This is a genomic window from Sporosarcina sp. Marseille-Q4063 (assembly GCF_018309085.1).
Classification (GTDB): Bacteria; Bacillota; Bacilli; order Bacillales_A; family Planococcaceae; genus Sporosarcina.
On the sequence record NZ_CP070502.1, the window covers coordinates 2,436,900 to 2,448,972 of the forward strand.

A 12,073-nucleotide genomic window follows, 5' to 3' on the forward strand; every position below is an offset into this window, starting at 1 on the left:
ATTTTGTCCAAACATGATGCATACTAATACCGTAATAATGAGAAGTGTCAATTTTGTGGAAAGCGAGGCATCATGATGAAAGCAACCGGCATCGTTCGAAGAATTGATGATCTAGGAAGGGTAGTTATTCCAAAGGAAATCCGAAGAACGCTTCGAATTCGGGAAGGGGATCCGCTTGAAATATTTACGGATCGAGACGGCGAAGTGATTTTGAAAAAGTACTCCCCGATATCTGAATTGGGGCAGTTTGCCAAAGAGTACGCGGAGACGCTTTATGAAACTCTAGGAACACCGGCACTTATAAGCGACCGAGACGAGATGATTGCGGTATCTGGCCTATCGAAAAAGGATTATTTGAACCGCCAATTATCGCCTAGTGCAGAAGAGATTATTGCCAATCGAAAAATAGTAACAGAAAAACTTGAAAAATCCGTTGAGTGGGTGCCTGGACAAATTGAACAGGTAAAGTCCTACTGCATTGCGCCGATTATCTCGGGCGGCGATATGATTGGTGCAGTTTACTTACTATCCAAAGTCCACTTTATCGGGGAACCTGAGCAAAAGGCCGCAGAAACAGCCGCCCACTTTTTAGCAAAACAAATGGAACAATAAAAAAACAGCCGACAAGAACCGAGATGTAATGGTTCGTGACGGCTGTTTTATTTTGCCAATGGGCAGTAAGGACATTGTTCAGTATTTGGTAATTCTTTATATAAACAACAAGTCGTTCGTTTATAGTTGGCCATGGCGTCAAGCGCTTCCTGGTTTTTGATAAATTGCTTAAACGGAGAACGGCGCATCGCAGGCTTCCACGTTTCATCCTCCAATAAAACAGTTAAGTCATATTGGGCAGACGGTGAACTTTCCTGGAGTAACATTGAATACATCCATAAGACATAGCCCCATATATTTTCCCACAAAATCAATTTTGAAATTTTTGCATGCTTACTAAAATAGGTAACGACAGGATGTCCGTACTTTTCTAAAATGAAGCGTATGTCTTCTTCCCGATTTTGCACGTTTCGGAAGCCATCGGACGGAATCGAAAATAAAATCGTGTCACTGTTTGTGAACAATGAAATGTCTTTCAATTCACCAGTCCAAAGTATATTGTGTTCGCACATCACATGCAATTGCGCAGCGATAAAGAAACCATATCGTCTTAAATAAACTGACGCGGCCACGGCATTTGTAGGTGCGTCCGTCATGCTGTATATTTTCTCGAATAGGAATTTGCTACCCGAGTCGGATAACACATCAACGGCTGATGAAAATGTGCTTTCCTGTGCACCTACAAAGACATTGAACCGTTCCAGGTTATTTAATAGTTTCTCATCTAACTTAAGCACCTGTGTTGTTCCTCAGTTCAGGTACGATGCATCGACCGCGACCATAAGGAACACAATGCGGTGTCCCAAACAGGGGATCCTTTGAAACCTGGCACTCCATCCCGAAAACAGCACGCACCAAATCGCAGCTAATAATCGCTTCGGGTTTTCCTTGTGCATATACGCCGCCATCTTTAATGGCAACGATATTATGCGCGTACCGAGAGGCTAAATTCAAATCATGCAAGACCATGACAATTGTCCGGTTTTTTTGTTCGTTCAACTCAAACAGCAAATCCAAAATTTCAATTTGGTGGGTCATGTCGAGGTAAGTCGTCGGTTCATCAAGCAAAATGACATCCGTATCTTGAGCAAGTGTCATCGCAATCCATGCACGCTGACGTTGGCCGCCCGATAGCGTGTCAAGCGCTTGGTCGCGAAGATCACTAATCCGTGTTGCTGCCATTGCGGCTTCGGTTTTTTTCGTATCTTCTTCTGTCCATCTCGTCAGCCATGATTGGTGCGGGTAACGCCCCTGTTTCACAAGATCGTGGACAGTAATCCCTTCCGGCGATACAGGTCCCTGCGGAAGAATCCCCATTTTTTTCGCGACATTGCGAGAGGACATCGAGTGGATATCCTTCCCTTCAAGCAAAACAGATCCGTCTACAGGTTTCAAAAGTCGGGCTATCGAACGGAGAAGTGTTGATTTACCACACCCGTTACTTCCGACGAAGACAGTAATTTCACCTCGCGGAATCGACAAGTTCAAATTTTCGAAGAGCAGATGATCTTGATAACCGATTGATAGATTATCAGTTTTAATTGCAGTGTGCATAGGAATGCCTCCATTATATATAGTAAGTCTAAATGAATTTTATTTTCTAATTAATGATAAGCATATCATATTCTCACCCAATTGAGAATGATAATCATTAATTTCAAATTAAACTTTACAAACAGACTAAAAAAAGTTTACACTACTAATTGATAATGATTATCATCAATGTTAAATAGAGGAGTGTTTGATATGAAGCTAAAATTGAAATATTTACTTATCTTAGCGCTAGCAGCTGTGCTTTTAGTCGCTTGTTCTTCAAATAAAGAAGAGGATAAAGCATCAACTAATCAGAATACGGAAGAAAGTGTGACAGTCACGGATATTAACGGAAAAGTGACGCTTGATAAACCTGCAATCAAAGTTGTTGCACTCGAATGGACGTATGTTGAGGACTTATTGGCGGTTGGCATTCAACCTGTTGGGGTTGCGGACATTCAGGAGTATCATAATTGGGTGAACATCGATGCCAAATTAAATGACGATGTAACAGATGTCGGGGGGCGTCAAGAGCCGAACTTAGAGGCAATTGCCGCACTTGAACCAGATTTGATCATCGGCGTGAAATTCCGTCATGAAAGCATGCTTAAAGAATTAGAAGGAATCGCGCCGACGGTTATTTTCAATCCATATCCTGAAGATGAAAGTGTAGATCATTATCAAGAGATGATAGATACATTTAATGAAATTGCAAAAGCAGTCAATAAAACAGATGAAGCGAAAAAAGTATTGGCTGACCTTGACGCCAAATATGAAGAAGCAAAAGAGAAAATCGCAAAAGCGGATTTGAAAACGAAAGATGTTATATTAACGAATGCATATACCGGCCCTCAGGCACCCGAAATTCGAGTAATGACGCCAAACTCGATGACCTCGCAAATCATTGAGAAAATCGGCTTGAAAAACGTACATGTACCCGATCAATATGAAATGTTCGGATCCAGCACGTTTAACGTTGAAGGATTAACAAAATACGAAGATGCGAACTATTTATACACTGTACAAGCCGAAGACAATATTTATGAAAACCAATTAAAAGAGAATGCCGTTTGGAAAAACTTGAATTTCGTGAAAGAAGATCGCTTATTCAACCTTGGCGGAGATACTTGGTTATACGGAGGTCCTCTCTCAGCTGAAACGCTGTTGAATAAAATCGTGGATTCAATGGTAACAAAATAATGGCCAGAACAGCAGGAGGAAAAAGATCCTTTTATATTATGGTTGTCGGCTTTTTTCTGTTGACCCTGCTCTCTTTTATTCACCTAACGCAAGGGCAAGCCGATTATACGGTTTCGCAATTAGTAAAAGAAGTATGGACAGAAGGGCGTGTGCAAGACATCGTCCTTTCTCTTCGTCTCCCGCGCTTAGTTATTGGAATTTTGGCGGGCGGCGCTCTCGCGGTGGCGGGCGCTGTCTTACAGACGTTAACGAATAATCCGTTGGCGTCTGCAAGCACGCTCGGCATAAATGCAGGCGCGTACTTCTTCGTAGTGATCTCGATGATATTCTTTCCGGCGGTACTCGGGAATTTTCCGTTTATTGTTGCTTTAGCGGGTGCAGTATTGTCCTCTGTTCTTGTTGTGGCACTGGCGGGAAAACAGATGGAACCGGTGCGCGTTGCACTGACCGGAATGATTATTTCGTTATTGTTTGCATCCTTAACCGGATCGTTGCAGTTATTATTTGAAAACCAAACGAACGGTTTATTTTTATGGGGCTCGGGGACACTTGTTCAGTTGAATTGGGACGGCGTGTCATTTGCGGGACCGATTATCGGGATATTTTTTGTGGCTTCGTTAATTTTGTCCAAACCAATGGACACGTTATCGCTCGGCGAGGATATCGCATCGTCACTTGGCCAAAATGTCCGCTTTGTAAAATTGCTGGCATGGGCTGTTGCGATTGTACTAGCAGCTTCAACGGTAAGTGTTGTCGGTCCAATTGGTTTTGTTGGTTTGATGGCACCTCATATCGTTCGGATGCTCGGGGTTCGAGGTCACTTTCAAATTTTCCTTCAGTCATTTTTGTGGGGAAGTGTCATGTTGATCGGGGCAGATGTGTTAGGACGCTTAATTCAACCGGGGCAAGAAGTTCCGGTCGGAGCTATGACTGCGTTGATTGGCGGACCTTGGTTATTATACTTAGCATGGAAAACTGCGAAAACGCATAGCCGGGGAGATCGTCAAATGGGCGGCACTTTAAAGCCTGTGAGACTTCCAATAGTTGTAACGGTTGTAGTGGTACTCCTTATTGTTATTATGTCATTCGCTTTGTCGTTTAACGGTTCCGCTTGGACAATTGAGTGGTTGAAACCTGTCGTTTGGAATTTTCGAGTTCCACGTGTGTTAACCGCGTTTATTGTTGGTGTTATGCTTGCAGTTGCAGGCGTTTTATTGCAAGGGGTATTACGAAATCCGTTGGCGGATGCCAGTATTTTAGGCGTGACATCGATGGGCGGCGCGGGCGCAATGATGCTGCTGGTGTTATTCCCCGCACTTCCGGTTCAATATATGCCGCTTGGCGCAGTTGTCGGGGCGGCCATCGCTCTAGGAATTATTTTGGGGACTTCGTGGAAGAACAATTTCCAGCCGATGCTCGTTGCACTAATGGGAATTGCAATTTCCGCGTTCGGATCGGCTGCCACTCAAGTCTTTGTTGTGAAAGCTAAACTCGCTGTTGCGGCTGCACTCGTTTGGCTATCAGGAAGCACCTATGCAAAAGGTTGGGACGATGTACAACTCGCCGTATTGTTATTTGCGTTATTTATTGGTCCCGCGATTTATTTGACGCGTAGCTTAGACACGTTGACTTTCGGCGATGATGTTGCGTCAGGACTTGGATTATCTGTAAAATCAACTCGTGTTTGGGCATTGGTTATTGGCGTTGCAATAAGTACAGCAGCCGTTTCTATTGTGGGTACAATTGGTTTTGTAGGCTTAGTTGCACCGCATATCGCCCGTCGGCTAGTCGGATTCCGGCATCTGCCATTAATCATCGTTTCCGGATTATTAGGCGGATTGCTTCTCGTTACTGCAGATTTCGTCGGGCGAATTATCATTGCGCCGAAGGACATTCCAAGCGGTTTGATTGTCGCGCTAATCGGCACACCTTACTTGCTTTATTTGCTTCGTAAAATGAAATGAAAAGAGAGCCGCATAATTAAATGGGCTCTCTTTTTATTTGGAAAAAAATATTTCTTACTCACATAGCTTTTAATCCTTGGTACCTATTCAGTAATGTATCTAACTCTTGGCTGCATCTGATGACGCTAGGGTGAGTGAAGCCGAGATTTTCTGCTTTCATATACATATCTTTTTGTTTCAACTTAATTCGTCCTAACAATATTTTTTTTCTCATAGTTCCTCTTTCCTCCATATAATTTTTATGCATTTCGTATTTAATTTAAGAGTAGCTTTTTTGACACACACAAGAACCATCATATAATATCTGTATTGAAAAAAATGTCGAACTCTGTACAAAATATAAAGTGTAACAAATTTGTAACAATTGACAGGAATAAGCCCATTTCTAGGTGCTAATTAAAGGGAACTCCCGGAATAAAATCGAATTAGTAATGATTTTCCCGTTTTCGATAAATATAAACCTTTCTAGCAAAGTAATAATTTTGTAAGACCTAATTTACCTCTCCGCTTTAGGAATATCTCCGAATTCGGATGATGTTATACTATATGCATTACATAAGAAAAGAGGCGCGGGGCATGTCTTCAACAAGTTGGAATATGAAAACATTCATGAAAGGCGCATCGATTCTCACGATATCCGCAATCATCGTCAAGTTGCTCGGCGCTGTCTACAGGGTTCCGTTTCAAAACCTTGTCGGTGATAAAGGGTTTTACATTTACCAGCAAGTGTATCCGTTTATCGGAATTTTTATCGTCTGGACATCATACGGTTTTGCGGTCGCCGTGTCTAAACTGCTCGCCGAAAGCAAAAGCTATGGCCAATCAAGAGCGAAGATGCGTATAGCATTTATATATTTACTACTATTATCGATATCTTTTTTTATACTACTAACTGTATTCGCTCCGTTTTTCGCCCGTTCAATGGGCGATCCGGGGCTCGTTTCTCTTCTTCGTGCGGGCGCATATATCGTTCTCTTAATGCCTGCTTTGGCCGTTCTTAAAGGATCGTTTCAATCGGAAGGTCGGATGGTGCCCGTTGCTGTATCAGGAGTCGGCGAGCAGGCATTCCGTGTCGTCGTAATTCTTTTGGGGACATGGATTGCGATACGAGCCGGAGCATCCTTATATACCGCAGGTGAAATCGCCATGTGGGGCGCGGTAGTTGGGGAGTTTGCCGGTGTCGTCATTCTTGCGCTTTATTTCCAAAGAACATTCAAAGGACCTTTAGAGCAAGTTGATACTTGGCCAGTCGTGAAAGAATTAACGATTATCAGTTTGAGCGTCAGCGCAAGTTCACTCATTTTGTTGTTATTTCAACTTGTCGATTCGTTTACAGTTTTTCAAATCCTATTATCAAATGGTTTCTTAGAAGAAACAGCTATGGAGACGAAAGGGGTTTATGACCGTGGACAACCTCTTGTGCAAATGGGAATTTTGATAGCCTCGACCCTGTCGCTAGCCATCGTTCCGCTCATCGCGCACCACACGACCAAGAATAAAGGGAAAGGAGCCTTGCCGTTTATCCGGCTAACTTTCCGGACGGCTTTTTTATTTGGTTGGGCAGCCGCCGCAGGATTGGCACTCGTCCTTCCGTTTGTGAATGAAATGCTATTCGAGACTCGTACGGGATCTATGGCGTTAATCATTTTTGCCGTGCAAATATTTTGGCTTTCATTAATTTTGCCGTTGACTGCGATGCTTCAAGGGGCTGGGAAAGTTAAAGTACCAGCGCTTCTTCTTATTGGCGGGCTTATTGTGAAAATTATTTCCAATCTCATACTCATCCCACTTTACGATATTAACGGGGCAGCGATTGCTGGAAATATCGGTTTTGCATTAATTACACTAGGACTCGTTCTTTATTTTAAAAAAGTCTGGCCAATCCGAATCGCTCCTGTTCGTTTCTATGGTTGGGTCATAGCCGCCACTGTGCTCATGATTATGGTTGTGTTACCCTGGATGGTACTAGCGGATTCATTTATATTCGACGAATTACCAAGCCGCTTAGGCTCAACGATTATCGCCCTTACATCTGTTGCGATGGGCGCGGTCGTTTTTCTCTTAGTCGTTATGAAATCGCGTATAATGGGAGAAAGAGAGTGGTACCTTCTTCCGTTTGGAAAACGTTTAGCTACACTGCAATTACTACTTACTAAAAGAAAAGGTGAATGACATGCACCAGCTAACCATAATCGGTCTTGGCGCCGGGGATCTTGATCAATTATCACTAGGAGTTTATCGGAAATTAAAGAATGCAAATTTTGTCATAGCACGGACGGATCAACATCCTGCTGTTGCAGAATTAAAAGCAGAAGGAATTAAGATTTCAAGTTTCGATGAAATTTATGAAAAGCACGACTCATTTCAACTCGTCTATGAGGAAATTGTTGAAGAACTTCTAAAACTCTGTGCCGAGCAACCAATAACGTATGTGGTGCCGGGTCATCCGCTTGTGGCAGAAAAAACAATTCAACTTCTCGTGGAGAAAGAACGAGAAGGCATCGTCAAACTCGATATTGCAGGCGGAAACAGCTTTCTTGATCCAATTTTCGCAGCGCTTCGAATTGACCCGATTGAAGGGTTTCAACTGCTGGACGGTACGGATATGAAACGCGATGAGGTGAACATGTCGCAACATATTCTAATCGGGCAAGTGTATGATGCATTCGTCGCGTCAGAAGTGAAATTATCGCTTATGGAGAAGTATGACTACGAACATCCGATAACAATTGTCACGGCAGCAGGTTCCGTTAACGAAAAACTGCGAACTGTGCCTCTGTTTGAATTGGACCGAGCAACTGAAATCGACAATTTAACTACGGTGTATGTGCCACCTGTAGACGAAATGGAAAAAAGGTTGAAAGAATGGTCAACATTTAGGGAAATCATAACAAAATTGCGTGCGCCCGACGGTTGCCCCTGGGACCGTGAACAAACCCACGAATCATTAAAAAAGTATTTAATTGAAGAAGCACATGAACTTCTGGAAGCCATTAATAATGAGGACGATGATGGTGTTATTGAAGAACTTGGCGACGTTTTACTGCAAGTCTTTCTTCATGCGCAAATCGGAGAAGACGATGGCTATTTTTCAATGGAAGACGTCCTTCAAGCAGTCGGTTCAAAAATGATTCGTCGCCATCCCCATGTTTTTGGAGATAAAAATGTTGTGAATTCCGAGGAAGTGCTTCAAAATTGGCAGGAAATTAAAAAACAAGAGAAACCGCAGGCGGAATCATTGTTAGACGATCAAAAAAGCTATTCATCATCGCTATTGACGTCAATGAATTACCAAAAAGAAGCAGCAAAAGTCGGGTTTGATTGGCCGGATATTAACGGGGCATTTAAAAAATTCGAAGAAGAATGGCAAGAGTTTCGCACGGAAATAAAAAACGGGACTAAAAGTAGCCAAACCGATGAACTCGGCGACGTTCTTTTTACACTCGTTAATCTTGCAAGATTTTTAAAGCTATCACCAGAGGAAGCGATGATCCATGCAAATCAAAAATTCAAATCACGCTTCAACTTTGTAGAAAAAAGTGTACTTGAGGACAGCAGAAATTTTGCCGACTACACATTAGATGAACTCGAGTCGTTTTGGCAATTGGCGAAAAAGGAGGAAGATAATAATGATGAGGATAGATAAATTTCTTAAAGTTTCCCGGTTAATCAGACGAAGAACATTGGCTAAACAAGTTGCCGATCAAGGGAGAATTGAAATTAACGGTCAAGTCGCAAAAGCATCATCAACCGTAAAAGAAGGCGATGAAGTAGCCATTCGTTTCGGGCAAAAAATCGTCACGGTAAAAGTCGAGATGATTAAAAATACGACGAAAAAAGATGAAGCTGAATCGATGTATACTTTGTTAGAGGAAAAGGTAGTTGATTAAATTGAAGAATTTTAAAGTTATAGGAATGATTATTTCGGTGTTAATTATTGTTTCTATGATTGTTGTAACAATAAAAACAAATTTTTCAGCTAAAGATACTTCAAGCGAGATGGAAGAGTATCCAAGCGGATTAATAGAAGATCTTCCAAGCGATCTGGTAGACGAAAATATAGATAGCGAGTCAGGCCTTGACAAAAATGAGCGAGCGCCGGACTTTGAACTGACTACATTAGCTGGTGAGACAGTGAGTTTATCAGATTATAAAGGGAAGACGGTAATCCTTAATTTTTGGGCATCCTGGTGTCCGCCCTGCAGGGTCGAAATGCCATTCATGGAGAATTACTATGAGGAAAATAAGGATTCCGAGAACATGGAAATACTTGCCGTAAATATGACGAAAACGGAGAGAGGCGGAGGCGATAAGATTGAAAAAGTTCAGGGGTTTGTCGACGAACATGAACTAACATTTCCAATCTTATTGGATGATGCCGGTGAAGTGGTGAAGTTATATCAGGTTATGGCCTATCCGACGACATATATAATAAACCCAGACGGAATCATAACTGATGTGGTGATACGCGCTTTGGATGAAGAATTAATTACGGAACTTGTGAACAACAGTAAATAACAAATTGAATAAGGCGTCTGTAGATTGACATGTTTTTTTATCCCCCTGCATAAGATGGCTGTGAACGTACAAGCAAAGGGGGAAGCATATGCATATTCAAACAGACAGTCCAACGTATACAATTCCATCAGGTGATCATGTTGTAACAATGCGCAATCGAAAAAGAATGGACTTAACCTCGGTAAAGTCAATCGACCGTTTCGACCATGAAGAATTTCTCGTTCGAACATCTCAAGGGCTCTTGCAAATACGCGGAGAGGAACTGCGCATTGTACACCTCGATGTCGACAAAGGCCTTCTTACGTTGGAGGGAACAGTTGGCCTCATTCAATACGATGAAGAAGAATCAGAATCGCGGAATTTCCTCCATAAATTATTTGGATGAGTTTATCCGTACAGTTTCTTAGCCTCCTGGCAATGATTGGAACGGGCGTTGTGGCGGCGGGATTCATTGATATGATTGGAACTGGAACGGCGCACGCTGGGAAAAAGTCGCTTATTCGAAGGCGTGCAGCCGTACTTGAAGTGATTGGTTGGATAATTGTTGGTTGTTGGTCATTCTATATTTTATACATCGTTCGGGACGGCGAGTGGCGTATTTACGATCCGTTTGCCCAGTTGAGCGGGATCCTTTTGTACACAAGTTTTTTTCATAAACCTTTTCGTTTTTTCGGCAGAATCATATTAGTCTTATTTATAAAGCCTTTATGGTTTATATGCCACGGCATTGTTAGGATTATTGGACGGATTATTTATCTCTTTATCAGGATTATCGACTTTCTAATTAGCCCTTTTATTGCAATATTCCATAGAATCCATAGAAAACTCTTTAAAAGTCAAGAGAAATGATATATAATCTATGGACTATCGAAATGGGTTCTATTTAGAAAGGATGTGCTGGACATGGTACAAAAACAAAATAGAAAATCACCTGCTACAATCGCGTCCATTAACAAAGAATATGTCCAATCCCTTCAACAAAAAATTGATCGGAAGAAAGCACGTAAAGTCCGTTTGTATCGTAGATTAACAGTTTTTGCGATTGTTGCACTATTAATGCTCGGTTATTTTACGCATTCGTTTTTTGAACAAAAAAAGATTCTGGCGTTAAAAGAACAAGAAAAAACTGAAATGCTCGCCGAATTAAAAGAAGTAGAAGATGAACAAGAAATGTTGTTGAATCAACTTGCAAAACTAGAAGATGACGAGTATATCGCCAAATTAGCAAGACAGGAATATTTTCTATCGGATGACAACGAAATTATTTTTTCAATGCCAAATAAAAAGACTAAAGATAAAAAGAAAACAGATGAAAAAGAGTAGTCTTATTGACACTCTTTTTTTTATTGGTTATAGTAGAAGGTAGTATATTGTTTATTTTCAGGACTTGTGAATATGGTTGGAAGGCTTTTTTACGAAGCCCGCTTAAATCTTAAGGAGGAGCATTTTTTTTATGTCAATAGAAGTAGATAGCAAGTTACAGGGTAAGGTAACGGGGATTACAAATTTTGGAGCGTTCGTTGAACTACCGAACGGTTCAACAGGCCTTGTTCACATTAGTGAAGTCGCGGACAGCTATGTTAAGGACATTAATGAACATTTTAAAGTCGGCGATATGGTTGAAGTGAAAGTGATGAATGTTGGAGCAGATGGTAAAATTGGATTGTCGATTAGACGAGCAAAACCAGAATCTGAACGTCCACAACGTCCGCAACGCCCACGCCAAGGAGGACGTCCAGGTGGAGGACGCCCAAGCGCTGTTCGTCCGGAAAATTTCGAACAGAAAATGGCACGTTTCATGAAAGATAGTGAAGAGCGTCTTTCAACTTTGAAACGAGCAACAGAATCTAAACGCGGCGGTCGAGGTGCAAGAAGAGGGTAACTTGCTAGCTGTTTTACAATAAGAAAAATGATTCATATATGTAAGTGGCGTGTTGGATTCTATCTGATATGCCACTTTTTGCTGTCATTGAATGAAAAACGCGACATCCATTTGTTTATGGACATCGCGTTTTTGGTTTTTAGGATATGTATTTGGATTGAAGCTTTAGTGTTTTTCCGGCAGAGCTATTTTTGATAAGATCCTCAAAAATATCTCAACTATCAAAACTTTGTTTTGATAAAGTGATTTTAGATAGTAATTTGAACGCGAAGTGCGCGTTCAAATTACTTGCCTCAATGTCAAAACGAATTTTGACTAGGATTTTAAGGTGGAAACTATGAACGCAAAGGCGCGTTCAAGTTTC

At 41.6% G+C, this 12,073-nt stretch carries 14 protein-coding genes; 11 read left to right on the top strand and 3 right to left on the bottom strand.

What is annotated here, in order from left to right:
• Positions 1-75: 75 nt before the first annotated feature.
• Positions 76-612 (top strand): stage V sporulation protein T, encoded by a 537-nt coding sequence (gene spoVT / locus JSQ81_RS12645; protein WP_212604405.1) that lies wholly within the window; start codon positions 76-78, stop codon positions 610-612.
• A 47-nt stretch (positions 613-659) separates the two neighbouring features.
• Here spoVT and JSQ81_RS12650 read toward each other — a convergent pair whose 3' ends face one another.
• Both JSQ81_RS12650 and JSQ81_RS12655 read right to left on the bottom strand, forming a co-directional pair.
• Entirely contained in the window at positions 660-1,349 is a 690-nt protein-coding gene (locus tag JSQ81_RS12650) for a hypothetical protein (protein ID WP_212604406.1), read from the bottom strand.
• A complete protein-coding gene (locus tag JSQ81_RS12655) occupies positions 1,342-2,166 on the bottom strand; it encodes an ABC transporter ATP-binding protein (RefSeq protein WP_212604407.1) in 825 nt (274 codons plus the stop codon). The genes JSQ81_RS12650 and JSQ81_RS12655 overlap by 8 nt, the downstream gene beginning before the upstream one ends.
• 192 nt (positions 2,167-2,358) lie before the next feature.
• Here JSQ81_RS12655 and JSQ81_RS12660 point away from each other — a divergent pair, with 192 nt between their 5' ends.
• Entirely contained in the window at positions 2,359-3,345 is a 987-nt protein-coding gene (locus JSQ81_RS12660) for an ABC transporter substrate-binding protein (protein ID WP_212604408.1), read from the top strand.
• Entirely contained in the window at positions 3,345-5,309 is a 1,965-nt protein-coding gene (locus JSQ81_RS12665; protein WP_212604409.1) for an iron ABC transporter permease, read from the top strand. Before JSQ81_RS12660 ends, JSQ81_RS12665 begins: the two co-directional genes overlap by 1 nt.
• Before the next feature lie 58 nt (positions 5,310-5,367).
• Here JSQ81_RS12665 and JSQ81_RS12670 read toward each other — a convergent pair whose 3' ends face one another.
• Positions 5,368-5,556, bottom strand: a complete 189-nt coding sequence (locus tag JSQ81_RS12670; protein ID WP_371812382.1) for a Spo0E family sporulation regulatory protein-aspartic acid phosphatase — start codon at positions 5,554-5,556, stop codon at positions 5,368-5,370.
• A gap of 329 nt (positions 5,557-5,885) precedes the next feature.
• Here JSQ81_RS12670 and JSQ81_RS12675 point away from each other — a divergent pair, with 329 nt between their 5' ends.
• The 8 genes from JSQ81_RS12675 to JSQ81_RS12710 all read left to right on the top strand — a co-directional run bounded on the left by JSQ81_RS12675 (position 5,886) and on the right by JSQ81_RS12710 (position 11,709).
• Complete coding sequence (locus JSQ81_RS12675) at positions 5,886-7,481, top strand: putative polysaccharide biosynthesis protein (RefSeq protein WP_212604411.1); 1,596 nt, start codon at positions 5,886-5,888, stop codon at positions 7,479-7,481.
• Between the two features lies 1 nt (position 7,482).
• On the top strand, positions 7,483-8,955 hold the full coding sequence (gene mazG, locus JSQ81_RS12680) for a bifunctional methyltransferase/pyrophosphohydrolase YabN (protein WP_212604412.1): 1,473 nt from the start codon (positions 7,483-7,485) through the stop codon (positions 8,953-8,955).
• Positions 8,942-9,199, top strand: coding sequence for an RNA-binding S4 domain-containing protein (locus JSQ81_RS12685; RefSeq protein ID WP_212607658.1), 258 nt, complete (start codon positions 8,942-8,944; stop codon positions 9,197-9,199). Before mazG ends, JSQ81_RS12685 begins: the two co-directional genes overlap by 14 nt.
• Position 9,200: 1 nt before the next feature.
• Positions 9,201-9,827: a peroxiredoxin family protein gene (locus tag JSQ81_RS12690; protein WP_249336535.1), complete on the top strand. Its 627-nt coding sequence runs from the start codon at positions 9,201-9,203 to the stop codon at positions 9,825-9,827.
• An 88-nt stretch (positions 9,828-9,915) separates the two neighbouring features.
• Entirely contained in the window at positions 9,916-10,212 is a 297-nt protein-coding gene (gene yabP, locus JSQ81_RS12695; RefSeq protein WP_212604413.1) for a sporulation protein YabP, read from the top strand.
• Positions 10,209-10,676, top strand: a complete 468-nt coding sequence (gene yabQ, locus JSQ81_RS12700; RefSeq protein WP_212604414.1) for a spore cortex biosynthesis protein YabQ — start codon at positions 10,209-10,211, stop codon at positions 10,674-10,676. The genes yabP and yabQ overlap by 4 nt, the downstream gene beginning before the upstream one ends.
• 54 nt (positions 10,677-10,730) lie before the next feature.
• Positions 10,731-11,150: an FtsB family cell division protein gene (locus JSQ81_RS12705; RefSeq protein ID WP_212604415.1), complete on the top strand. Its 420-nt coding sequence runs from the start codon at positions 10,731-10,733 to the stop codon at positions 11,148-11,150.
• A gap of 130 nt (positions 11,151-11,280) precedes the next feature.
• Positions 11,281-11,709 (top strand): S1 domain-containing RNA-binding protein, encoded by a 429-nt coding sequence (locus tag JSQ81_RS12710; protein ID WP_212604416.1) that lies wholly within the window; start codon positions 11,281-11,283, stop codon positions 11,707-11,709.
• Positions 11,710-12,073 lie beyond the last annotated feature (364 nt).